Origin of the sequence: Massilia sp. IC2-476 (assembly GCF_020707295.1) — a bacterium.
GTDB lineage: Bacteria > Pseudomonadota > Gammaproteobacteria > Burkholderiales > Burkholderiaceae_D > Telluria.
The window spans coordinates 372,460-397,391 of the sequence record NZ_JAJFER010000006.1 but is presented as its reverse complement, the minus strand read 5'-3'; the positions used below and the strand labels follow the sequence as shown (position 1 = coordinate 397,391).

Here is a 24,932-nt window from a genome sequence, read left to right as displayed (position 1 = left end):
GGGTAGGAGTCGGCGTCGGCGTCGGCGTCGGCGTCGGCGTCGGGGTAGGAGTCGGCGTCGGGGTCGGTGCCGGAGCGGTGGTCGTGGTATAGGCGACCGCCAGGATCGACGAGGTCACCGACGGTGCTGCGGTCTCGGTGACTGCATTGAAGGCCAGCGGCGAGCCGATGTCGGCGCGCGCCACGTTCACGGTCGCCACGCCGGTGCCCTTGGCGTAGGTCACGGTCTTCACAAAAGTCCATGCCCAGGAACCGTTACTGCCCGAGTAACGGTACAGGCGGCCGTTTTCGATCATGTAGTTGGCGCCGACGCCATATACCGAATAGCCGGTGCCGGTGCTGCGGTCGGAATCGACGTAGACACGTACCCAGGTGGGGGTGCCCGAATAAGCGATACGGAAATAGGCAACGGTGCTATTCGCGGTCACGGTGGCCGAGGTGGCAGCGGCCAGGACGGGAGCAGTAGCCGTTGCAGCTGCGGCGGAACCCGCGCTCAGGGCCAAGGGAGCGGCGATCAGGCCAGCGTAGACGAGAGCGACATTGATCTTGCGACGAGCGGGTGCAGCAGACTTTTGAGTGTGAATCATTTAAAACTTTCGAAATTCTAAAAACTGAGGACGAGACAATCCCTCCGCCTCTCGCGCCAATGCGAGTGGCAGGCGATTGCAGGAACTACGGAAAAGAAAGGAACTGAACGATGACGTCAGTTCACGGCGAAATTACCTGGAGGCAGGCGCCGTTTGCGAAAAAGAAAGCATTGCTGAATCTGCTTCTTCATTCTCTGCAGCAGGCTCCTTCGAGCTTCGGACGCCTAACTGGTATTTCGGGTGAAACGTTTTGCGTGTTGTCATGAAAGTTCCTCACTTTCAAATGGAAGGAGTAGCTAAGACTTTCCTCCAGGCGATTAAGTTCCGCAAATCAAAAAAAATTTTTTCCTTTGCGAAAGTTTAATACTGCTGAGTCAGGAGAAATATTTCTTTCAGTCAAATCCAATTACCATTCTACTCATTGGTAAATATTTCCAGTATTCAATTGTATTTATAATAGTTTCTATTGCCGAGATAATCTTGCCGATTACGATGCACGATTATTTGAGGGAATCAGGACCCCTGAATGGGGACGCGACGGCGGGGCGTGCGAGGAAGGACGGCACTGGGAACGCGGAGAGGATGGCGAACAGCCGGGTTGCGGCATCGGTTCGCTGCGCGGAGAGCCCGCCTTGACGGCGGGCCAGATAATTCAGCCAGGCTCGGTGGCGGCGTGCCGGCGGCCACGGGCCGCGTCCGGCACGGCGACTGGGCCCGGCAGGAACAGGGCTTCCCACATACCTGCAATCTTGTCGATCGAAAAACGCCCGCGCGCGTCGACCGCACGGGCGCCAAAGCGCTCGCGCAGCCCGCTATCGCGCATCAGGCTGTCGAGCGCCGCTTCCATCGCCGCGCAATCGCCCGGCTGGACCAGGAAGCCGTCGACGCCGTGGCGGATGATGTCGCGCGGCCCGGTGTCGCAATCGACGCTCACGGCTGGCAGGCCATAGGCCATCGCCTCTGCCAGCGTGTTCGGGAAGCCCTCGAAGTGCGAACTCATCGCATACAGGCTGGCGCGCGCATACCAGTCGCCCACATTGCCCACCCTGCCGGGAAAGACAACCCTCCCCGCCAGGCCGGCGGCCAGCGCCTGGGCCTGCAACTCAGCGCGCAAAGGCCCGTCTCCCAGGATCACCAGGTCCCAGTCCGGATGGCGCGGCGCCAGCCGCGCGAAGCTGGCGACCAGGCTCGTGAAGTTCTTCTCTTCGCTCAGGCGCCCGACCGCCAGCAGGACGTGGCGCCCCGGCGGGCAGGCATTGGCAGGGTCGCTGAGCGGCTCCCCCTTCGGCAGCGGCCAGCACACCGGATTCGGAATGACCGGCACCCGGCGCGCACGCGTGTGCGTGCTTAGCCAGTCGGCGCATTCGCTGGTGAGCGCCACCACCGCGGCCAGGCGCGCGTAGGCGTGGCGGCGCAGGGTCTCCCACACGATGCCCAGCGGGGCCCTGGCCGGGAAGTTATGCTCGGAACCAATCGCGAGCAGTTCAGGCATGCCGCGCGCCGCGAGCGCCAGCACCACACTCGCCGTCTGCATCACCGACAGGGCGACGTCCGGCCGCAGGCGCCGCAGCTCGCGGCGCAAGCCCTGCACCCGGCGCGCGGTGCGCCAGAACCCGGCCAGCAGGTTGCCCTTGCCGCCGGCCAGGTTCAGGGCGATGCGCAGCACACGGGGATCGAGCCGGTAGAAGTCGTTTTCTTGCGGCGCCACCGTCACCAGCGTGACCTCCCAGCCGATACCGGCCCAGTGGTTGGCCAGGTTGGCAGCAACCCGTTCGGCGCCGCCGTTTTCCAGCGAGTGGATATAGATGAGCAATCGCATTGTTCGTCACCTGCTGCTGTCGGTTGGTGGCCTGGGCGTGGCGGGAACCGGCGGGCCGACGCGGAAACCCCGGGGCAGCGTCGCCAGCCTGCCCAGCCTGGCGAGCCCGGGCTCGACCCACACCGTGCCGCCTGCCGTACTGGCGGAGGTATTGGTCAGCACCTCGCCCCGGAATGGCCCGAGCACACGGCCGCGCAGGACGATCCGGTCCCAGCGGCGCGCGGTGCTGGTTTCGATCCGCTCGTCCTCGTGGTCGAACACGAACAGGCGCCGCACGCGCGCCATGTTGAACACCTCGACCGTGGCCTCGATGTCGCGCATGCTGCCTTCGGGCTGCGCGCCCTGGTGATAGAAGTGGACGTAGCTGCCGTGGATGCAGTCGCCCGACACGCTGACCTTCACCCGCACATTCTCGACGTCGCCGGAACTCGCGCCACTCGAGACCAGGGCCACCAGGCCATTGCTACCGGGCCAGAGTGCCGTGTTCGAGCTGGTGATGCGGATGTCGGCATCGCGCAAGGCATTGGCAATAAAGGCGCGCCGCACGTTGTGGCAGGCCAGCTCGACCTGCACGTCCCGGCGGATGAAACTGGCGCCGACGCCGTAATAGGCGTTCTCGACCCTGCCCTGCACCCGGATGCCCGACATGTACTGGCGCGTAGCCGCCGTGTTGTTCGAGCCCAGCAGGCCGAGCACCCGGCAGGCCTGGCAATCGACGAGGCGAAACCCGCTGCTGGCGCGGTCGGCCTGCAGGCCGACACAATACATCCCCTGCCAGTTCACCCAGGGCGTGAAGCCGGGATCGGTAAAACGGGCGCCGGCGATGCTGATGTTGTCGAAATTGAAGAAGTAAAACAGGTTCGGCGCCACCTTCGCCCGCGTGGTGGCGCGGAAGGTGGCGCCGTAGGCCGAGATGGCGATATCGCGCAGGTCGCGGCACAGCACGATGTAGGCCGCGTCCGCATAGTCCCCGAAGTCGTACAGGCCGGGCGGCACCACCAGGGTGCCGCCGCCGGCGCGCCCCAGCGCGGCAAAGGCCTGGCCGAAGGCCCGTACCAGTTGCGTCCGTCCAGCTCCCGGAGCGCCGCCGAAGTCGGCCAGGCTGACGGTGTGCGGCGGCACGCCGGGGTCCACGCTGCTGCGCCTGCCCGCGCCCCTGTCCGCCGCTGCGTCGCCCGGCAGCGCGGGGGAGATCGCGCCCAAGCCCAGGCCGAGCCCGCGCGCCAGCAGGCGGCGGCGCCGGGCAAAGGCGGCACGCTCGTTTGGAGGCATCGGGATCGGCACGGTCGGCGCTCGGCGAGAGTAGCAGGAAGGCTCAGTGGGCTGCCCTGCCCTTGAGCAGGTAGAACAGGCGGAACGCCATGCGCGCCAGCAGGTGCTGCTTGTGGCGGTGCAGGCGCTTCTTCAGCTGGCGCACCCGCGCCTTCAGCACCGCCTCGGCCGCGCGGTCGAGGTTGACCAGCATGCGCCAGCGGGACCGGTAGATGCGCACCTCGTCCATCTCCAGCGCGACGCCGTTGAGGCGGCCCTTGAAGTCGAACTCCCCGCCGCCCAGGTAGAAGCGCTTGGCCCCGCGCGCGATGCTTTCGCAGATCGTCTGGAACACGCACAGCTTGCCGAGGCTGAATTTTTCGTAGCGCCGGTCGTAGCCGGTGACGTCCCCAAACACGCTGGAGCCGACCCAGTAGTTGACCGAGCCCGCGCACACCTGGCCGTCGATGAACAGCACCACCACGTAGCCGCAGGCACGGGCCAGCGCCATGATGCGCTCGAGGTCGTGCGCTATCGTCGCACCGCCGGCCTTGATCTTCTCTTCGCTGAAGCCGAGGATGGCGCGCACGTGCGCTTCCTCGATCTCGTGGCCCGTATAGAAGCGCGTACAGAAGCTGGGAAAGCTCCGGTTCACGAGATTGGTCTGCTGCCGGATGTTGGCGCGCGTCGACTTGCCCAGGCTGGCCAGATAGGCGTTGGGCGTGTCGGGCAGCGCGATCACATAGGTGTCCTTGGCATTGTGCTGCTGCACCGGGTAGCCCAGGCCAGGTGTTGTTGTCTTCAGGGCCTTGAAGCCGATCAGGTCGACCTCGGGATAGGAGTGGAACACGTAGCGCGCGAAGCGGCGCAGTTCGGGCTGGTCGATGGCGATCATTTCGTTGAGGACTTCGATGCGCCGCCCTTCGCAGCGAAACAGCAGGATGGTGCTGGGACGTCCATCGCGCTCGGCAATGTAGCAGCTCACGGCGTCAAGCGACCTGTACACGCGAAAGAAAGGCAGGGAGGCATGCAGCGTGTCGTACAGGTCGGCCAGTGCCTCCTCGACGAAAGGCGGAACCGTGTCCCGGTAGCAGCGGATGCCCCCGTCCACGCCCTCGCCTGCTTCGTTCATATCCATCATCGGCTCCCAGCTATCATTGAGGCGCCCCGAGCCCGTCGGCGACGAAGCCGCAGCCTTCGATGCTCCGGCGCAGGGCGGGATCGAGCCGGCCCCGGTAGAAGACGGCGGCCCCGGGTCTGTCCCGGCGCAGTTGCGCCACCAGTTGTTCGACAAAGCGCCGCAGCAGCGCTTCGCTATCCAGCTGTCGATGGACCATCAGGTCGGACAGGACCAGGGCATCCTTTTCACTTGAAACAGGAGCAGCCTGTACCCAGCACGACAGCACCAGGCTGCCGTCCTGCGTCAAGGTGTACAAGTCCTGCGCCCGTTCCATGCGCTTCATCACCGTGCCCATGAATTGCCAGCGGTTCTCCGGGCCGTGGCGCGCGTCGAAGCGCAGCACGTCGGCAAGGCGGTTGCGCGCCAGCGCCGGGCCGTCCATGTCGGCCGCGGCCGCTTGCCACTGGTAGCGCAGCGAGCAAGGTCTGGCGCGCACGCGCCGGCCCACCCTGCCGAGCCAGCCGGGGTGCAAGGCATCGAACGCCGCCGCCAGGTCGGCGCCGCGATATCCGGTCTTCTGCAGTGCGCCCCTGGCCTGACGGCGCAGCCCGGCGACGGCCTGCGCTGCCAGCCTGCGCGCGGCGCTGCCGTGGACGGTCAGCTCGTGCACGGTGTCGTGTCCGGTGGCGAAGTGTTCCTTATAGGCGTCGCCGCCCGGTGTCAGGTCGAGCACTGGCACCCCTTCCTGCGCCAGCTGCACGCCGAGCATCGCCAGCAGCAGGTTGCCCGGCGAATGCATCGCGTGCGCCGGGCTGTGGGTCAGGATGCCGATGTGCAGGGCCCGCCCTTCGCTCAGCAGGCCGAAATGCGAGGCAGCGACCTCGCCGCCGACCGTCAACACCGTGACGTGCAGCAGGCCCTGCCTGTGCAGCGCCAGGTGGAAATCTTTCTTGCAGGGGTCGCTCGTGAACGGCATCTGGCGGTACAGGGCGGCCTGGCGGAAGTCGTATTGCATGCATAGCTCGTCGAACAGAGCGGCGAAGCTGTCGTGCGCGAGCACTCGTTCGAAGCGCACTTCGCCCATCCGGTTCAGGCGATTGAAGTTCTGGCGGTGGTTCTTCTTGTTGCGCTGGCGCGCCATTGCGCCGGCCTCGACCTGCATGACGGGGCGCAGGTGCGGCCGCAAGGCGACCAGGCTGCGTTCACTTCCCAGGGCGTCGATCCAGCCCAGCGGAATCCCCGGTGGCAGGTAACGCAGGCACAGGTCGGCACCGGTGAACGCCTCGCGCAGGGCGCGTACGGCGGCCAACATGAAGGCGTCGCCCTGCCCCGACGGCGCCAGCCAGGCCTGGTATTCGGCCTGGTGCTCGCCGGCGCCGGTGAGCCTGCGGCTGCCGTGGCGCAGGGCAAGTGTGAGCAGGCCGGCCAGCATGCCGTCCCCGGTCTCGGCCAGGACCAGCACGGGCAGGATGCCCGGCAGATAAAGCCGGTACCAGGGCGCGACGAAGTCCGGGTGCTGGCAGGCGCCCGCCCAGGGGCAGCGCGTATGCAGTGCGCGCCAGCGGGCCTGGAATGCGGGGTCGTCGACGCGCCGCAGCGCGGCCTCGCCGCTCAGGAGCTGCACATGCATAGCCTTGGCCCCGTCACGGCGTGGTCTCGGGTGCGAGCAGGCGCGACTCGTTCCTGTCTTGCAGGTTCTTGCCCGCCGCTTCGATCTGCATGATCGCGTTCAGGTATTTGCCGATCACAATGCGCTCGTCGAACTGGCTGGCGACCTTGTGCCGTCCCAGCATGCCCATCTCGGCGCGCCGCGCCGGCGCCAGGTTGGCCATCGCGATCATCTGCTGCGCCAGGTCGGCGGCGCTCCTGACCTTGCACAGCAGGCCGTTGCGCCCATGCTCGACCACTTCGCGGCAGCCGGCGACATCGGTCGCGATGATGGGGCGCGCCATCGCCGCCGCTTCCAGCAGAGAGTGCGGCACGCCTTCGCGGTAGGACGGCAGCACGATGCAGTCGGCGTTCGCCATATAGGGCCGCACGTCGTCGGTCTTGCCCAGGTACTGGATCAGGCCGGCGTCGTGCCAGGCCTGGACGCGCCTGAGCGGGATCGAATTCGGATTGTCCGGGTCGACAGCGCCCAGCAGGCCAAAGCGGCTCGAGGGCAGCACCCGCCGCACCGCTTCGGCGGCGGCGGCATATTCTTCGATGCCCTTGTCGCGCAGCACGCGCGCCACCAGCAGGAAGCGTGGGCCGCCCTCGCCCGGCGCCTGCGGCTGCGGATGGAAATGCTGCAGGTCGATGCCGGAGCCGGGCAGCAGGTCGGCCACGGCGGAGCGCGTGAGACCGGCCTCGACGAACAGCTTGCGGTCGTCCGGGTTCTGGAAGAACACCCGCGCCGAATGGCGCAGCGACACCTGGTACAGGCGCCGCGCCAGGCAGCTTAGCACCGGGCTGTTGAGGAAGGCGGTGCCGAGGCCCGCGATGTTGTTGATGACCGGGATGCCGAGTCCGGCGGCCGCGATCGAGCCGTACACATTCGGCTTGATCGTGTAGCCCAGGTAGACCAGCGGCCGCACCGATTGCAATACGCGCCAGTATTTGACCAGCAGTGCGAAGTCGCGCACAGGGCTGGTGCCGTTGTTGTCCATGGGCAGCAGCTTGAAGCGGCAGCCGAGCGCAGCCAGGCGCGCCGCGTATTCGTCTTCGCGCGCCATCACCATGACGTCATAGCCATGACGCGAGAGTGCCTTCACCAGTCCCGAACGGAAATTGTAGATATTCCAGGCGGTATTCACGGACATGACGATTTTTTTGTTCATCCCTGCGTTCTCCAGCGTCGGCCGCGCTAGGCGGCGGGTGTGCCGGCCGGGCCGGGCGATTGCCCGCTGTCGAGCACTTCGGCCATTTCATTATCGAAATTACCACTTCCGCCGGGCCTGCTTCTTGATTGTTCTTCAGCCCAGGCCTGGAACATCAGCACATCCCACAGGTGGTATTGCCAGTTGCGCTTGCCCGTCAGGTGTTCGTCCCATTTCCGGCGTATTTCCAGGGGGTGGAAGAAGCCTTCGGCACGCAGGCGCGATTCGGACAACAGGCTCTCGGACCAGTCGCGCAAGGGGCCGCGCAGCCAGTCGCCGATGGGCACGCCGAACCCCATCTTGGGGCGCTCGATCAGGCTTGGGGGCACGTGGCGGTACAGCACCTGGCGCAGCGCCCACTTGCTGGCGCCATCGCGCAGCTTCATCGACTGCGGCAGGCTCCAGGCGAATTCCACCACCCGGTGGTCGAGGAAAGGGATGCGCGTTTCCAGCGCCACCGCCATGGCGGCGCGGTCGACCTTGACCAGGATGTCGTCCGGCAGGTAGGTCAGCAGGTCGAGCGCCATCATGCGCGGCACGCCCTCGAAACTGGCCAGGGCCGGGGTCTCGCTGCGTAGCACGGTCGGCGGCTCGATGCCGCCGATGACGAGCGCGGCCGGATCGTCCCAGTGCGACACCAGCCCCAGGTACAGGGCGTCGAGGCTGCCGCAGCCAAGTACCTGGGCGCCCTTGTGCAGCTTGTCGCCCGTATTTGCAAAGCGCAGCCGGCGCGGCATGGCGGGCGCGAGCAGCTTGGCCATCCGGTTCCAAGAGTCGACCGAGACCCGGGTGATGCCGTTCGCCGCCAGCCGGCGCAGCGGCAAGGGGCCGGCGGTGATCGTGTTCCACAGGCTGGCGGCGAACTGGTAGCGGCTGTAGCCGCAGAACAGTTCGTCGCCGGCGTCGCCCGACAGCGACACGGTCACGTGCTGCCTGGCCAGCTGCGACACCAGGAAAGTCGGCATCTGGGACGAGTCCGAGAACGGTTCGTCGTACAAGCTCGGCAGGCGCGGGATGACGGCGCGCGCCTGCTCGGCCGTGACGTACAGCTCGGTGTGTTCGGTACCGAGGTGGTGCGCTACCGCTTTGGCGTATTCCGCTTCGTTGTAGCCGGCTTCGTGAAAGCCGATCGAGAAGGTCTTGACCGGGCGCGCCGACTGCGCCTGCATCAGGGCCACCACGGTGGACGAGTCGACGCCGCCGGACAGGAAGGCGCCGAGCGGCACGTCGGCGATCATCTGCGCCTTCACTGCCCCCTTGAGCAGGGTTTCCAGCTGCGTCACCGCCTCCTGCGGGGTGCCGCTGAACGGGTTGGCGGCCGCGGCAGCCATGCGGCGCTCGCGCGACCAGTAGGGGTTCACGCGCGGCGCCCGTTCCCGGCTGGAGACGGTCAACAGGCAGCCGGGCGTGAGCTTGGCGATGCCGCGGTAGATCGAATACGGCGCCGGAACATAGCTGTGACGCAGCTGCAGGCTCAATGCCCCACGGTCGACCACGTGCTCGAAGGACGGATGCGCGCGCAAGGCCTTCAGTTCCGAGCCGAACACGAAGACCGCGTCCCGGCCCCGACCCTGCCAGCCGTAATACAGGGGCTTCTCGCCGATGCGGTCGCGCCCCAGCGTCAGGGTGGCGCTGTGACGGTCCCACACCGCGAAGGCGAACATCCCGACCGCGCGCTCGACGGTGGCGGCGATGCCCCAGGCGTCGAAGCCGGCCAGCAGGGTCTCCGTGTCGGAACGGCCGCGCCAGGCGGGAGCGGCGCCCGCGGCCGCCAGTTCGTCGCGCAGTGCCACGTGGTTGTAGATCTCGCCATTGAAGGCGATCACGTAGCGCCCGCTGCTTGAGGGCATGGGCTGGTGCCCGGCCGGGGACAGGTCGATGATCGCCAGGCGCCGGTGGCCGAGCGCGATGCCGTGACCCACATCCAGCCAGTAGCCGGCATCGTCCGGGCCGCGGTGGCGGATGCTGTCGGTCATGCGGCCGAGCACGGCCCGCGCGTCCCCGTCCTCCTGGAAGGGGCTTGCGCCCAGAAATCCTGTGAATCCGCACATCAGAGCTTCCTCCCGTTGATGACCTGCTCGTAAATGCCTTCAAAGCGCTCGCGCACGCGCGCCATGGTAAAGACCGCGTGGATGCGCTCGCGCGCGCGCCGGCCCATGCCTTCGCAATACTGGGGGCCGTGCTCGACCAGCTCGGTCACGCCGCGCGCCAGCGCTTCCGGGTCGGCCTTCGGCACGATCACCCCGGTATCGCCCATCAGCACGCCAACGTCGCCGACGTCGGTTGCCACGCAGGGCAAGCCCATGGCCATGGCCTCGCCCACCACGTTGGGAAAGGCCTCCGTGCGCGAGGACAGGCAGAAAATGTCCATCGCGGACAGGCACACGGCGACGTCGCTGCGCTCGCCCAGCAGGACGAAGCGGTCGGCGTGGCCGGTGGCCGCGATCCAGCCAGCCAGGTCGGCATTGCCTGGATCCAGGCCCTTGCCCACCATCAGGAAGCGCAGGCGGGCGTGACGGGCGGCGAGCTTGCCGGCCGCCGCAACGAAGTTGGCGTGGTCCTTGTCGAGGTTGAAGCGGCCCAGGGTGCCGAGCACGATGTCATGGGGCCCCAGGCCGCACTGCGCGCGCAGTTCATTGCGCTGGGTCTGGCTGGCGGTCAGCTTGCTCAGGTCGAAACCATTGCCGACCACGACCATGCGGGTGGCGTCATAGCCGATCAGCGAGTGTGAGCGCCGCGCCGCCTCGGCCACGCAGACGATGGTGTGGGGAACCAGGCGCGACAGTACAGCGCACAGCTGGCGCACCCAGCGCGTGGCGCGCGCGCAGCCGCCGTCGACGTCGGTGGTGCGCACGCCCCAGATGACATTGCGCACGCCGGCGACACGCGCCGCCAGGCCGCCCAGCAGGTCTGCATGGTAGAGCCAGGTCTGGACCACGTCCGGACGCAGGCTGCGCATCAGGCGCACCAGGCGCACTAGGTTCGAGAACGGCGCGCGGCGGAAGTCGAGCACGATCAGCTTGATGCCGGCCTGCAGGAAGCGCGCGTACATGCCGCCTTCCGGCGTCAGGGCGATCACCGTGTGGGTGTACTCGCTGCCCAGCGACTCGAGGATGAGGCGGTACAGGGCCATTTCGGCCCCGCCCACTTCGAGTCCGGTGATCACGTGCAGGATGTTGCGGGTCATTGCTCTCTCCATCGTGTTGCGTCGTGGTGCTCCGTCCCCGACGTGGCCGGGGCGGCCGCGGCGAAGTCGCCCATGCAGCGGCTCTGCATCCCGTAGCGGTCGGCCAGGTGCCGGAAGTGGCGCAGCAACTCTTCCAGCAGCGCCAGGTTCTGCTCCAGGTTGATGCCGAAGTTGTGCGGGTGCCACCACAGGTGGAACACGCCGCCGCTCTTCGCCGCCGCGCTCATGCAGCGCTTGATGCGCAGCAGGCGCAGGGCCAGCACCGCGCGCTGCGACGGCGACCAGGGATACATGAACAGGCTGGCCGGCAGCTCGAGCATGCCGGCGCTGGGCCGCGGCGCGGCCTTGCAGGCGCCGCTCAGCGGCAGGCAGGCGTCGGCAAAGCGCGCCAGGCGCCCGGCAAGGCCGCCAGCCACCCCATCGCCGTTGCGGTACAGCCAGTGATCGGCATTGCCGCGGTAGACCCGGATGCCGGCTTCGTGCAAGGCGGGCAGGAATTCGCGCACGATCTGGTTGCGCGGCATGACCACGCTGCGGTAGCGCACGCCCAGCTCGGCCGCCACGGCGCGCGCACAGGCCAGGTCGGCGCCAAGCTGGGCCGGCGTGGCGCCAGCCTCGCCGCACAGGAAGTGGCTGTAGGTGTGGGTCGCGACTTCCTGCCCTTCGGTGGCCAGGATCTGCTCCACCAGAGGGCGGCCGAAGAACAGCTTCGGGTTGCTGCGCACCAGCTCATCCTTGTTGTAGGGCGACATGTCCTGGCGCAGGTAACCGGGCAGGATGGCCGGACGGACGGCGCGCCAGTGCGCATGGTCGCGGCACATGAGCATGCCGACCGTGGCCCAGGTGACGCGCAGGCCGTGCTGCCGGAACAGCGCCAGCAGCCGGGGAATGGCCTGCCACTCGCCCAGCACGTTGCGGCCGTAGCCGGCGATGCTCTGGCAGTCGCTGACGCCCCAGAACAGCTCGAAGTCGAGCGAGACCACGAATTTGGCGGCGTTCATCGCTGTCGCCCACGCAGGATGAAGGCCAGCATCGGGGCAGGCGTCAAGATGCGGTGCATGGTTCAGTCCTCCTTGTCATTCGGCTCAAGGCTGCGCGCCGTCGCGCTAGCCCCGCCCGCATGCCTGGCCGAGACCAGCGCGAAGGTGGCCAGCCAGTACGACGCGGAGTCGAGCATCTGGTGGGTGAACATCGACATGAAGGCGAACAGCCCGGCGACCGCGAACTGCAGGGCGCGGTCCTGGAAGAAGCGTCCCCGCCACAGGATCGCCAGCAGCCAGCACCACAGGCCAAGGCCGAACAGGCCATACTCGGCGATCAGCAGCAGCAGCTGGTTATGGGTGCTGGCCCGCAGCGACCAGAAGCCGGTGGCACCGGCCCCGGCGCCGAAGACGGGGTTTTGCAGGAACAGCTGCCAGCCGGCTTTGATGACCTCGGCCCGCTCCTCGGAGCTGTCGTCGTCGAACTTCACGTCGGAGAAGAAGTTCAGGCGCGAGGACAGGTTGCTTGCCGCCCCCTCGAACTCCTCGCGGCCCTGCAGGTAAGTCTCGAAGCTGCCCAGGCCTGCCACGGCCAGCGCCAGGGCCGCGAGCGCAGTGGCGAGCGCCGACTTCGGCAGGGTCTTCCGGAAGCTCAGGAACAGCAACAGCAGTACCCACGCCAGGATCGCGGCGCGCGAGAAGGTGGTCAGGATCGCCGCGCCGCACAGGAGGAACAGCGGGCCGCGCCATGCGGCCGGCACGACGCCGCACGCGAGCAGGAAGACCAGCAGGATCGCCTCCCCCGCCATGTTCGGGTTGATGAACATGGCGGCAGCCCGGCCCAGCACAGCCCCCGGGGTATCGATTGGGTACAGCAGCCCGGGACGGGCGAAGTCCAGCAGGACGGCACCGGGCACGACGAGCGCCAGCAGCAGCATGGCCAGCAGCCAGGACTTGCGGGTGCTGGTGAACGCGGCAAATCCCAGCGCCAGCGCGAACAGCACGTACTGGATGCGCGTCAGGACCAGCGAGCGCCGGGCGTCGAGCCCGTCGTCGACCACGTAGATGTCGCCCAGGTCGGTCGACGGGGACAGGCCCAGCAGGTGCACCAGGTTCAGCAGCAAAAGCAGGCCCGCCAGCAGCACGAAGGGCGAGCGCAGGTACGCGCCCAGCTCGCCGAAGCGCAGCGCCGCCACCGGCGCGAGCAGGACGAAGATGCCGAAGAAGCTGTACTTGGGCAGCAGGCTCGGTGACAGGATATAGGCGTAGATCGGCAGGTTCGCATAGATCACGAACAGCGCCGCACCGAGCACCAGGGGCTGGTACCAGGCGAGGAAGCGCTCGATCGCGCCCGCAGGCGCGCCGAGGCTGGCGTTGGCGCCATGAAGGGTGGTCCCGGCCGCGGCATCAGGCTTCATGGGTGTCCTCGTGTGCGCGCGCCCTGCGCGTGGTGGCGGATACGGGTGCGCCGGACAATTGCCGGAACAGGGATTCCCACATCCCCGCAATCTTTTCCAGCGAAAAGCGTTCCCTGGCCTCCCCTGCCCGAGCGGCCAGCGCCTGGCGCAGGCCGTCGTCGCCCATGACGCGGCCGAGCGCATGCGCGAGTGCTTCGCTGTCGCCCGCCGGCACCAGCAGGCCGTCGACGCCCTGGCGGATAATGTCGCGCGGGCCGGTATTGCAGTCGAAGCTGACTGCCGGCAGCCCGTGCGCCAGGGCCTCCGCCAGGGCGTTCGGAAAGCCCTCGGAGTGCGAGCTCATGACGAACAGGTCGGCCCGCGCATACCACTCGCCGACGTTGCCGGCGATGCCGGGCAAGGCGATCCGCCCTTCGAGGCCGGCAGCGCGCACGGCGGCTTCCAGCGCGGCGCGCTCCGGTCCGGCGCCGAGGATCACCAGGTCCCAGTCCGCGTGGCGCGGCGCCAGGCGAGCGAACACCGCGACCAGGGTAGCGAAATTCTTGACCGGCTCCAGGCGGCCCACCGCCAGCAGCAGCCGGCGTCCGGGCGCGCACACGGCCTGGGGCGCGAGTACCGGCGGCCGGACCGGCAAGGGCCAGCTTGTCGGGTTGGGGATCACGGGGACCCGGTGCGCGAAGGTGTGCTCCGTGATCCAGGCCGCGCACTCGCTGGTAAGGGCGACCACGGCGTCCAGGCGTCCGTAGCTGCGGCGGCGCAGCCCCTGCCACAGGCGCCCCAGCGGCGCATGCGGCGGATAGCAGCGCTCCGAACCGACCGTGCGCAGCCAGGGCAGGCCACAGGCGGCCAGCGCCAGCAGCACGTTCGGGGTGCTCATAATCGCGACTGCGAGGTCCGGGCGCAGCTGCCGCAGCGTGCGCCGCAGCGCCAGCACCCGGCCCAGGTTCTGCAGCAGGCCGTGCAGCGCATTGCGGCTCTCGCCGGCCCGATCCAGCGCGATGCGCCGCACGCGCGAGTCGAGCACGTAGAAATCCTCGCTATGCGGGGCCAGGGTCAGCACCGTGACGTCCCAGTGCCGCCCGGCCCAGAAATTGGCGAGGGTCGCCACCACCCGTTCGGCGCCGCCGCCGGCCAGGCTGTTCGTGAACAGCAGGATCTTCATGGCGTGCGCCTCAGGGTGAGCCAGAAAAACAGGGCATTCAGGCCGTAGGTGAAGGTGGCGGCCAGCGCCACGCCGTTCACGCCCAGCGACGGCGCCAAGAACAGGTTGCCGAGCACCTTGGCAACGCAGCCGATCACACCGGACCAGAAAATCAGCGTGTAACGGCGCTGGCTCAGGGCATAGCTGACCAGGACCATCGACGAAAAATAGAAAGGCAGCTGGGGCAAGCCGTAGCGCAGCACTTCGGACACGATCCGGGTGTCGGCGGGGCCGAACTGGCCGCGCTCGAACAGCAGGCCGATGGCCCAGGGCGCGAGCAGCCAGGACAGGAACATGGTCGCGATCCCGCCCAGGAACATCAGGCGCGCCCAGCCTAGGGCAAGAGGCCACAGCGTGGCCGGCCCTTCCGGCTGCGCCTGCGAAAACACCGGCAGCGTCGCGCGCGCCACGGCGACCGCGGCCAGGCCGAGGATCAGTGACAGGACCCGGTTGGCGTAGCCCAGCGTGGCGATCGCGCCGGTGCCGAGCCCGGCCGCATAGAACTGGTCGATGACGGTGGTGAAGCTCATCAGCGCCTGCCCGCCCAGCATGATGCCGAAGCCTTGCCAGAACCAGGTCCACTGGGGCGACACCAGGCTGAAGCTGGGCGCTTCGAGCTCGCGCCGGCGCGCCATCGGCAGCAGCAGCGCTGCCAGGTGGAAGCCGCAGCCGGCCACCGTGCCCCACACCAGCGGCTTGATACTCCCGCTGGGGAAGGCCAGGACGGCGGCGGCGATGAAGAATGTCGGGATGCTGTCGAGCAGGGTGTTGACATGGCGTCCGGCCGCCAGCATCCAGGCCGATTGCAGCGTGGTGAGCAGGCCCAGCGGAAGCAGCAGCACCAGGCCGGGCAGCGCCGCCTGCGCCAGGCCGGCCGCCGGCGCCGGGAGTCCCGCCTTCCCCAGCGACAGAATGGCCCCGATCAGCAGCCAGGCCAGCAGCGCGAGCCCGAGGCCGAACACGATCGCCAATCCCAGGAGTTCGGCGCGAAAGCGCGGCAGCTCGGCCGGGCCAGCGCCCTGCATGCGCGCCGCCAGGGGGACCAGGACGGCGGTAAGTACGCTGCTCCAGATGCCGATCGGCCAGGAAACCAGGGTGTAGAGGAACTGGTAGGCGTCGACTTCGGCGGCCAGGCCATAGCGGTAGGCGACCGCCATTTCCTTGGCCGCGCCCATCAGCTTGCCCAGCAGGGTGAACAGGGCGACCAGGACCAGGCCACGCAGGATCGCCGCGTGGCGCGCATCGGCAGTCCGGATCCGTGTTCCCAGCGTACTCGTCATGGTGCTCGCAGTGGCAAGGGGTGCGTGGCCGGGCCAGCCGCTCAAGGCCAGTCCGGAAACAGGCGTTCCTGCGTGCCTTCCGTCGACGCCCGCGGCTGGTCTGACGACGTCGGCGCGCCGGCCGCGCCGGCGCCGCGTGAGGACGCCTGGCTCTGCGCGATATACCAGGGGATGACGGCCCGCAGTCCGTCGACGATGCGGTGCATGGGCACATAGCCGAGTTCGCGCATGGCCTTGCCCACGTCGGCCTGGGAATGCAGCACATCGCCCTTGCGGAAGCCGGCGTAGGCCGGGGGCTTCGTCACCGTCACGCCATTGGCCTGCAGGATCTCTTTCAAGTGGCCGAACAGCGCATTGAGGGTGGTGGTGTCGCCCACTGCGACGTTGTAGACCTCGCTCTTACCGGCGGCGGGCGCCATGGCGGCCAGCAGGTTGGCCTGCATCACGTTCTCCACAAAGCAGAAATCGCGACTGGTGCTGCCGTCGCCATTGATGCTGACCTGCTGGTCGGCCAGCATGGCGGCGATCCATTTTGGAATGACGGCCGCGTAGGCCCCGTTCGGATCCTGGCGGCGGCCGAAGACGTTGAAGTAGCGCAGGCCGATGCTGCTGAAACCATAGCTGCGGGCGAATACGTCCGCGTACAGCTCGTTGACGTACTTGGTGACGGCGTAGGGCGACAGCGGCCTGCCGATGCGCTCCTCGACCTTGGGCAAGCCCGGGTGGTCGCCGTAGGTCGAACTCGAGGCGGCATAGACGAAGGCCCCTACCCCGGCGTCGCGCGCGGCGACCAGCATGTTCAGGAAGCCGTCGATGTTGGCGGCGTTGGTCGTTAGGGGGTCTTCCAGCGAGCGCGGTACCGAGCCGAGCGCAGCCTGGTGCAGGACCACGTCGACCCCGCGCACCGCCTCCCGGCAATCCTCGATACGGCGGATATCGCCGCGCAGGAAGCGGAATCGTGCCCACTGTTCCGGACTGACCAGGGCGCACACGTCGTCGAGATTATGCTGGTGGCCGGTGGCGAAGTTGTCGAGGCCGACCACGGTCTGGCCCAGTTTCAGCAGGAACTCGGTCAGGTTGGAACCGATGAAGCCCGCACAACCTGTGACGAGCCATGTCTTGGGAGCATTGCGAAGTTCAGCTTGGAGTGTGTCGAAATTATTCATGGTTCGATTCCGCCGTGGTGAGCGATGGACGTGGCAGCGAGAGCGGGACGCGCCCGCGTGGATCAGGCCGGCCGGCTGCGGTGCTGGGGTCTCAGGCCGAGGATGACAGCGAGGCTTCTGCAATTGCCCCAATTTCCTCTTACTAAGCGCATGTACACTGCGATGTAGATCAATATTTGAGCGAGCACGAGCGCGACTGCCATGGGGATGGCGTCGCCGAGAAGCACCGCTGCCGTGGTGGCCGTGCCCAGCCAGCCAACGACGAAACAGGCCACCGCGGCATTGCACACCCACGGATAGCGGGTGAATTTCATGCGGTGGCGGGTAACGCGGCGATAGAACAGGGAGTGCAGGTGCAGGCGGTCGGGCGCGCCGACGGCCGCGTTTCGCAGGATCTTGCGGCGATACATGCTGAACAGGACCTCGATCACCGGGTAAGCGAAGACCGCCAGGATCTGCCAGGCATTGATGTCAGGATTGCGCGCGATCGTCAGCACCGCCAGTTGCGCGGACCAGAAGCCGAGGAAGTAGGCGCCACCGTCGCCCATGAACAGGCGCCCGGTCGGGTAATTCAACAGGAGGAAGCCGATCGTCGCGCCGATGCCGGCCAGCGCCAGTTGCGTGATCAGCACGTCGCCGCTGTTCCAGGCCAGGCAGCCGATTCCCGCCAGGATGATCACGACCGTGGCGCCGGCAACACCGTGGAATCCATCGATGATGTTGATCGAATTCGTGACCCCGACCACCATGAACAGGGTGACGACCAGGGAAACGGGCAACAGACCCAGCGCGCTGTCGAGTCCCCAGATGTCGAGGCGCGGCAGCGTCGAGCCCAGCAGCCAGGCGGCCAGGATCGCGCTGAACAGGATCGAGCACAGGCGTGTGCGTACCGAAACCCGCTTGGTCAGGTCTTCGATGATTCCGGCAAGGAAGGCCGGCACGGCGGCAAGGAGCAGCTTGAGCATGAAGATGCCCGTGTCCCGCTGCAGGGCGAGCAGAGAATATTCCAGCATGCCGAACAGGGGAACGGCCATCACGCCCGATAGCAGGGCTATGCCGCCGGTCCGTGGCACCGTGCGTTGATGGACTTTCTGGATTCCCTTGACGTCGACGTCGAAGGAATAAGAACCGTGCCAGCGTTCGGTTGCGACATTGAGTGCGCAAACCAGCAGGCTGACGAGCAATGCAAGCGCCGCCGTTCCCGCCATCGCTGGATGGGAAATGCCAAATAGCGCAAATTCAAAACCGCGACGAATATGCTCTTCGAACGCCATAAAAGCTTCCACCCAGAACGCAAGCAATCGATTGAGGGCCAGGAATTGCAATGCAGTTTAGTGTTTTTTTTGCCGGCACTAAATTGTTTGAGTTTTATACCTGGAGCCTGAATATCGTTTCCACACCACTACTCTAACAAAATCAACTTCGAGAAAAAGTGGGAAAAATCGATTGGTTCACGCGCTAAATGCCGGGTTCCATATATTTTATTGATGCGTTCCTTCGGATAATGTTTCTAGTCTGAATCCGATTATCGACATACGGAATGCGCATAGAAAGGACATCGGCAGCCCGCGCAAAAATAACAAAGCCGGTATAGAAAAGTGAATTGGAAGATGTTGGACGCGGACATTACTGCGTGTCTGATCGTTTGAGAAACGGCCATGACCAGGCCACTACCGAAATTTGGCAGGAGATAATAGTAAAGAAAATGATCCGCGGGCTTTAATAGGTCACTGTCATCCGGAATAAGGGACGGCGCCTCGACAATGACGCAGCCGGTCCAGGGAACTGCTGGCCATGCGGTACGCAGCTGCCCATCATCCGCTGACCGTGACTTCCTGCCTGTCCGGAATATCCCGCATGTACAGCAGGGTCACGCGACTGTTGCGTGCGACGATGGCGTTCTTCACGACCGAGGCAATGACGCCGGCAGCCAGGCCGCCAAGGCAGGCGAGCACGATCATCACGGTCAGCTTGAGCGTGCCGGGCTGCAGCGGCGCTTCCGCACGATCCACCACGCGGACGTCGCGATTGTCGGAAGACATCAGGGCAGCGAGCTTCTGCTGCGTGTTGAGCAGGCCCATGTGGACTTCGCTGTTCGCCTGGCGATCGCGGGTTAGGCGCGCAATTTCCTGCTGCGCCGCCCCCAGGGAGCGGCGCCGTGCCTCGAGCCGGTTCAGGTCATCGCGTACGTCCTGGATATGACGGCTTGCCACGATCACCGTGGGATGCTGCTCCAGGAAGCGGCTGGACAGCTCAAGCTTTTGCTGCTCGGCCTCCGCCAGCTTCGCCTGCAAGGCGATCGATTGCTGGGACAGCGTCGTACTTTCCTCGTTCAGGTCGGAGACCCCGTGGGCACGCAGCACCTGCGCGAGCCGCTCATCGAGTTTTTGCATCCGTTGCCGCGATTCGGCCAGCTGCTGGTCGTAGAAGGCCAGCGCCCGGCCGGTTTCGTTCGATTTCTGCGCCACATGCTGGGACACGTATTCGTCGCCGACCTGGTTCAGGATCCGGCTGATCAGTTCCGGCTTCGACCCTTTCAGCGACACCCCGATCACGTTCGATTCCTTGCCGTTTTCGGTCACGCTCAGCGACTTGCGCAATTGCTCCACCACCTGGAAAGTCGGGTTGCGGGTGACGACGAACTGCGCTCCCGGCCGGGCGTCGATGGCGCTTACCAGGAGCTCGATGTCTCCGTGACGGGTGCGCAGCCTGGCGGGCTGGCCCACCCTGCCCGCCAGCTTGATACCCAGGGTTTCATGGGTGAGCGTGAAGCTGCCTGCGCGTCCGACTGCCAGCGCGAATGACTGGCGCAGCAGACGCCCCGGCACATTGAAGACGGACACGTTCACGCGGTCCGCCCCCCAGGCATACCCGCGCAGTTCCAGGAATTCGGGCAATCCCCTGTCGCTGCGCGCCAGGAAGGCGCCGACTACCGGAAAGTACTTTGGTTCGACGCTGAGATCGAGCTGCAATGCCTTGACGACCCGAGTGATGATCGAACGCGAGCGCAGGATTTCCACTTCGGTGGCGGCAGGAACATTGGTCTGCATCTCGCGCGAGAGCGGTGCGTTGCGGTTGATCTGGATGAGGATATTGCCTTCGTAGACGGGCGTCACGCTGAGGGCGGCCAGGATGCCGATCAGCGCGGTCAGCAGCGCAACGCCAAGGACCAGCCATCCGTTCCGCACAATGCTCGTGAAGCGGAAAATTGGCTCGGGAAGCGCGTTGTCGTTTCTCTGTTTGCTGCGCAGCGGTTGTCGCGGTTTGCTCATGCTGTCTGCCCGGTGATTGTCACTTGCCAATTAAAACGAATCTGCCTTGCTTCCCGTCCTTTGCTGCGGCCCTGCCGCGCTCGGCCGCACCATGCCCCAGCAGCGACCGGGATCGTCGATCACACCGGACGATTGCTGCAGGCTTGGAGCGCTTCGGCAAAGGCCACGGTCCCCGTGTCGGCGCAGGGAGCATGGACCAGGTAGAGCCTGGTCTTGAAGCTGGCTCCATGCTTGAGCGGCAGGATGCGGACCTGGTTCCCGTCGAGCCAACGCTGGACCCGGTGCCTGGGCAGCCAAGCGTAGCCAAGCCCGTGGCGCAAGGCTCCGATTGCCCAGTCGAGCGTGCTGACCGTCCACGGGCGCGGCAAGCGCGTGAGGCCGTGGGGCGCTTCCGCGGCGGCTTCGTCGCCGGCTCCGGCAACAGCGATCTGCAGCTGCGACTTGAGGTCGTCGGCACCGAGCGGCCGCTTAAGCGCGAACAGCGGATTGTCCGGATGGGCGACCGCGACGTGTTCGATCTCGAGGAGCTCACGGCAGGCGAAGCCCGGGATCGTTTGCGCGCTGATCGCCAGGTCGGCCGTCTTGTCGCGCAATGCCTGAGCGGCCTGCTCCAAATTTGCTTCCTTCACGCTGATCCTGGTCTTGCGCGGCTGCGAGGACAGTTCACGCATGGCGAGCATGAGCAGGTCGGGCGGGAAGTTGAGGTCCACCGCCACCCGCACTTCCCGGCCCCACCCATGGCGCAGGTGTTCGGCCAGCTCCTCGAGTTCGGCAGCATTCCTGACCAGCTCGCGCGAACGCGCCAGCAAGACCTTGCCTTCCTCGGTAATCTGGGCCTTGCGTCCTTTTAGGGTCAGCAGGGGAACCCCCAGTTGTTCCTGCAGCTTGGTGAGCGCGTGGCTGATCGACGACTGGCTGACATGCAGCTGGTTTGCGGCACCGACGAAACCGTCGGCATCGATCACTGCGTGAAACATCTTCCATTGCCTAAGGCTGATGCGCAGGTTCCTGTTTTGCGCATGCAGGGATTCGCCGATAACGGATGGGCAGGCTGAATCGGGCGATTCCGACGAGTCGAATCGGGCCTGCACCGGGTCGTTCATTTTCATGATTTCGTCCGTTAGGAATGACAGCACAGCAGCGCAACACGGGAATTCAGAAGCACGGCAAAGTTTTCGAGCAGAATGATTCCTGCCAGAAGGTGATTCAATTCTATTCTTTATAAAATTGTCATATTTGCAAAACATCAAACCCCGCAGCAACAACACAAAACCTTCTCCAGACCTTTCCAAAATTAAATGTTTTTCAGCCGCAAGAGATGCTCGCGCAATTCGCCAAAAATGAGCGCGATATGGAACAAGCCATATTTAGTGTAAAGTCGAGATCGACGCGTAAGCTGATAATCGCTAAACGTCTGCGCTTGACTTTCAAAGCCCAATGGGGATATTGGCAGTGCACGCGCTTGAATAATTCTCGAAAACTATTCCCCAGTTGATTTCACCGCGAATATAAACGCGGAAAAGTAGCGCCGGCTATTAATGAATTGCAGCGAGATAAGAAAAGGAATAGTCGACGGGTGGGAGTAATATACGGCCTGTCCGGCTCCGGCGAACAAAGGCATTCAGCGCCGCGCGACGCTGCGATGACATAAAAGTGGTCCAGCCTTGCACCAGACCACCTGCAAGGGAAAAGACTAGCCCTGCTCCGCCACCGGCAGCAAGGCACGCAGCCGCTCGGGCAAGGGCCGCGATTTCTCGGCCCTGAAATCAATCCACACGACTTTCGCACCGCCTTCGGCGTGGAGTGCACCGGCCTGCCCGTCCGGGCCGACCAGGCGGATCTCGTGGGTGACCTCGACGCTGGAACGCCCCGGCGGGCCGACGAAGGTGGTGACTTCGATCTCGCCTGGATAGGTCAGCTGCTTCAGGAAACTGCAGTAGGCGTTGACGATGACCGGGCCTTCGTTGGCCCCGGCGGGATCGGGCAGCGCCCCGACCTCGTCCAGCCAGGCGATGCGCGCCGATTCGATGTAGCGGAAATAGACGGTGTTGTTGACATGACCCATTGCATCCATGTCGCCCCAACGGATCGGGATCCTCATGGAATGTACAAACTGCTTGCTGCTCATTGCTTCCTTACCTGTGAAACTAAAAACTGCTTACTGCGCCGTCATGCCGTCGTCGGCCGTAATGACGGCGCCGTTGATGAAATGGGCTTCGTCCGCGGCCAGCAGCAGCAGGAGCCCGTCGAGGTCTTCCGGCTTGCCGGTGCGTTTGCGCGGCAGCATGTCGATCAGCTTGCGCCCCTGCTCGGAGTCGAAGTAGTCCTCGTTCATTTCGGTGGCGATGTAGCCGGGGCAGATGGCGTTGACGTTGATGCCGTAGCGGCCCCATTCCACCGCCATCGCCTTGGTCATCTGCACCACGCCGGCCTTGCTCATGCAGTACACGCCGATCTGGGGCAGCACGCGCAGGCCGGCCACCGAGGCGATGTTGACGATGCGGTGCTGCTTGCGCGGGTCGCCCTTGGCGCGCTGGATCATGCGCTTGGCGGTCTGCTGCGCGACAAAGAAGGCGCCGCGCAGGTTGGTGTCCATGATGTAGTTGTAGTCGTCCTCGGTGACGTCCAGAAGGCGCTGGGTGTTCGACACGCCCGAGTTGTTGACCAGGATGTCGATCGGACCGGCCTCGGTCTCGGCATGCGCGATGGCGGCCTTGATCGATCCCAGGTCGGTGACATCCAGGCGCACCACGTGGGCGGCGCCGCCGTCGGCCTCGATCTCCGCGCGCAGTTCCTTCAGGCGCTCGACCCGGCGCGAGGCCAGCACCACCTGGGCGCCGGCGCCGGCCAGCGCCTTGGCGAAACGGGCACCGAGGCCGCTCGAGGCGCCGGTGACCATGGCGATTTTTCCTTCGTAATTGACTTCGATGCCCACTCGGCTCCCCTTCTCGTGCTTGATGTATGCGAGCTTGCGAAGTCCTCATGATTACACAAATCACCAGTATTAGATTGCCGCATCTAATAATGTCCGTAAAATGGCGCCCAACATTGCAATCGGCAGTAAAAAAGTGCACACTCGTGCTTAAATTTCATTCCCATTATTAAAATAACCATGACCGAGCCAACCAACATCCTCGAACAATACGGACCACGCGAAGCAATGGAGTACGACGTGGTGATCGTCGGCGGCGGCCCCGCGGGCCTGTCCGCAGCGATCCGGCTCAAGCAGCTGGCGGCGGAACAGGGCCGCGAAGTCTCCGTCTGCGTGCTCGAAAAAGGCGGCGAGCTGGGTGCGCACATCCTCTCCGGTGCGGTCATGGACCCGATCGCCCTGAATGAGCTGATCCCGGACTGGAAGGAAAAAGGCGCACCGCTCAACACCCCGGTGACCGAAGACCAGGTACTGTTCCTCACCGAGACCAAGGCAATCAGGACCCCGAACTTCATGGTCCCGAAGATGCTGACCAACCACGGCAACTATGTGATCTCGCTGGCCAACGTGGTGCGCTGGCTGGGTACGCAGGCGGAGAGCCTGGGCGTGGAGATCTTCCCGGGCTTCCCGGCTGCGGAAGTGCTGTACAACGAGGACGGTTCGGTCAAGGGTGTCGCCACCGGCAACATGGGCGTCAAGCGCGATGGCGAGCCGGGCGCCGACTTCCAGCTCGGGATGGAGCTGCATGCCAAGTACACCCTGTTCGCGGAAGGCTCGCGCGGCCACCTCGGCAAGGCGTTGATGGCCAAGTATGAGCTCAACCAGGGCAAGGACCCGCAGACCTACGGCATCGGCATCAAGGAGCTGTGGGAAATCGATCCGAGCAAGCACAAGCCGGGCCTGGTGATCCACACCGCCGGCTGGCCGCTGGACAACAGCACCTACGGCGGCTCCTTCCTGTACCATTTGGAGAACAACCAGGTGGCAGTCGGCTTCGTGGTGGGCCTGGCTTACCAGAACCCCTACCTTTCGCCGTACGAGGAATTCCAGCGCTATAAAACGCACCCGGCGATCCGCCACTTCTTCGAAGGCGGCAAGCGCATCTCGTATGGCGCGCGCGCGATCACCGCGGGCGGCCTGCAGTCGCTGCCGAAGACCGTGTTCCCGGGCGGCGCCCTGATCGGCTGCGACGCCGGCTTCCTGAACACCAGCCGCATCAAGGGCAGCCACGCCGCGATCAAGACCGGCATGCTGGCCGCGGAAAGCGCGTTCGCAGCGCTGGGTGAAGGCCGCCAGCACGACGAACTGGCGTCCTACCCGGCAGCTTTCGAAAAGAGCTGGCTGCACGAAGAACTGCACGTCGCGCGCAACTTCAAGCCGTGGATGTCGAAGGGCCTGTACGTCGGCACCATCATGACCGGCATCGACCAGATGGTCTTCCGCGGCAAGGCGCCCTGGACCCTGCACCACAAGCATGCGGACCATGAATGCCTGAAGCCGGCCTCGCAGTTCCAGCCGATCGCCTATCCGAAGCCGGACGGCAAGCTGACCTTCGATCGCCTGTCCTCGGTGTTCATCTCGAACACCAACCATGCGGAAGACCAGCCGATCCACCTGACCCTCAAGAACCCGAGCATCCCGGTGGACGTCAACCTGGCCAAGTATGCGGGCCCGGAGCAGCGCTACTGCCCGGCCGGCGTGTACGAATACGTGAAGACCGACGAAGGCAAGGACCGCCTGCAGATCAACGCCCAGAACTGCGTGCACTGCAAGACCTGCGACATCAAGGACCCGACCCAGAACATCGTGTGGGTGACGCCGGAAGGCGGCGGGGGCCCGAACTACCCGAACATGTAATCGGG

18 protein-coding genes and 1 pseudogene are annotated in these 24,932 nt (G+C 65.6%); 1 reads left to right on the top strand and 18 read right to left on the bottom strand.

Annotated features, from left to right (window positions below):
* From LK539_RS17885 to LK539_RS17800, 18 genes and pseudogenes are all read right to left on the bottom strand, one after another.
* Positions 1 to 586: hypothetical protein (locus LK539_RS17885; RefSeq protein ID WP_227802404.1), on the bottom strand; the 586-nt coding region annotated here is incomplete at its 3' end.
* Positions 587 to 1,238: 652 nt separating this feature from the next.
* Positions 1,239 to 2,405, bottom strand: a complete 1,167-nt coding sequence (locus tag LK539_RS17880; protein WP_227802403.1) for a glycosyltransferase family 4 protein — start codon at positions 2,403 to 2,405, stop codon at positions 1,239 to 1,241.
* 6 nt (positions 2,406 to 2,411) lie between these two features.
* Entirely contained in the window at positions 2,412 to 3,677 is a 1,266-nt protein-coding gene (locus LK539_RS17875) for a hypothetical protein (RefSeq protein WP_227802402.1), read from the bottom strand.
* A 43-nt stretch (positions 3,678 to 3,720) separates the two neighbouring features.
* Complete coding sequence (locus LK539_RS17870; RefSeq protein WP_227802401.1) at positions 3,721 to 4,797, bottom strand: GNAT family N-acetyltransferase; 1,077 nt, start codon at positions 4,795 to 4,797, stop codon at positions 3,721 to 3,723.
* A 13-nt stretch (positions 4,798 to 4,810) separates the two neighbouring features.
* Positions 4,811 to 6,400: a GNAT family N-acetyltransferase gene (locus LK539_RS17865; RefSeq protein ID WP_227802400.1), complete on the bottom strand. Its 1,590-nt coding sequence runs from the start codon at positions 6,398 to 6,400 to the stop codon at positions 4,811 to 4,813.
* Positions 6,401 to 6,419: 19 nt separating this feature from the next.
* On the bottom strand, positions 6,420 to 7,595 hold the full coding sequence (locus tag LK539_RS17860; protein WP_227802399.1) for a glycosyltransferase family 4 protein: 1,176 nt from the start codon (positions 7,593 to 7,595) through the stop codon (positions 6,420 to 6,422).
* Positions 7,596 to 7,621: 26 nt separating this feature from the next.
* Positions 7,622 to 9,685, bottom strand: coding sequence for an asparagine synthase (glutamine-hydrolyzing) (gene asnB / locus LK539_RS17855; protein WP_227802398.1), 2,064 nt, complete (start codon positions 9,683 to 9,685; stop codon positions 7,622 to 7,624).
* Positions 9,685 to 10,821 carry a glycosyltransferase gene (locus tag LK539_RS17850; RefSeq protein ID WP_227802397.1) on the bottom strand — a complete coding sequence of 379 codons (1,137 nt, stop codon included), beginning with the start codon at positions 10,819 to 10,821 and terminating at the stop codon, positions 9,685 to 9,687. The genes asnB and LK539_RS17850 overlap by 1 nt, the downstream gene beginning before the upstream one ends.
* Entirely contained in the window at positions 10,818 to 11,822 is a 1,005-nt protein-coding gene (locus tag LK539_RS17845; protein WP_227802396.1) for a hypothetical protein, read from the bottom strand. The genes LK539_RS17850 and LK539_RS17845 overlap by 4 nt, the downstream gene beginning before the upstream one ends.
* Before the next feature lie 62 nt (positions 11,823 to 11,884).
* Positions 11,885 to 13,219 carry an O-antigen ligase gene (locus LK539_RS17840; RefSeq protein WP_227802395.1) on the bottom strand — a complete coding sequence of 445 codons (1,335 nt, stop codon included), beginning with the start codon at positions 13,217 to 13,219 and terminating at the stop codon, positions 11,885 to 11,887.
* Positions 13,209 to 14,381, bottom strand: coding sequence for a glycosyltransferase family 4 protein (locus LK539_RS17835; protein ID WP_227802394.1), 1,173 nt, complete (start codon positions 14,379 to 14,381; stop codon positions 13,209 to 13,211). Before LK539_RS17835 ends, LK539_RS17840 begins: the two co-directional genes overlap by 11 nt.
* Positions 14,378 to 15,700: a lipid II flippase MurJ gene (locus LK539_RS17830; RefSeq protein ID WP_227802393.1), complete on the bottom strand. Its 1,323-nt coding sequence runs from the start codon at positions 15,698 to 15,700 to the stop codon at positions 14,378 to 14,380. Before LK539_RS17830 ends, LK539_RS17835 begins: the two co-directional genes overlap by 4 nt.
* Positions 15,701 to 15,861: 161 nt before the next feature.
* Positions 15,862 to 16,866: pseudogene (locus tag LK539_RS17825) on the bottom strand (NAD-dependent epimerase/dehydratase family protein); the annotation flags it as partial.
* Positions 16,867 to 16,928: 62 nt separating this feature from the next.
* On the bottom strand, positions 16,929 to 18,191 hold the full coding sequence (locus tag LK539_RS17820; protein WP_227802392.1) for a glycosyltransferase: 1,263 nt from the start codon (positions 18,189 to 18,191) through the stop codon (positions 16,929 to 16,931).
* 489 nt (positions 18,192 to 18,680) lie between these two features.
* Entirely contained in the window at positions 18,681 to 20,138 is a 1,458-nt protein-coding gene (locus LK539_RS17815) for a GNVR domain-containing protein (protein WP_227802391.1), read from the bottom strand.
* 119 nt (positions 20,139 to 20,257) lie between these two features.
* A complete protein-coding gene (locus LK539_RS17810) occupies positions 20,258 to 21,247 on the bottom strand; it encodes a LysR family transcriptional regulator (protein WP_227802390.1) in 990 nt (329 codons plus the stop codon).
* 584 nt (positions 21,248 to 21,831) lie between these two features.
* Positions 21,832 to 22,266, bottom strand: a complete 435-nt coding sequence (locus LK539_RS17805) for a thioesterase family protein (protein ID WP_227802389.1) — start codon at positions 22,264 to 22,266, stop codon at positions 21,832 to 21,834.
* A gap of 30 nt (positions 22,267 to 22,296) precedes the next feature.
* Complete coding sequence (locus LK539_RS17800) at positions 22,297 to 23,073, bottom strand: SDR family oxidoreductase (RefSeq protein WP_227802388.1); 777 nt, start codon at positions 23,071 to 23,073, stop codon at positions 22,297 to 22,299.
* Positions 23,074 to 23,250: 177 nt separating this feature from the next.
* Between LK539_RS17800 and LK539_RS17795 the strand changes: the two genes are divergently transcribed.
* Positions 23,251 to 24,927, top strand: a complete 1,677-nt coding sequence (locus tag LK539_RS17795; protein WP_227802387.1) for an electron transfer flavoprotein-ubiquinone oxidoreductase — start codon at positions 23,251 to 23,253, stop codon at positions 24,925 to 24,927.
* Positions 24,928 to 24,932 lie beyond the last annotated feature (5 nt).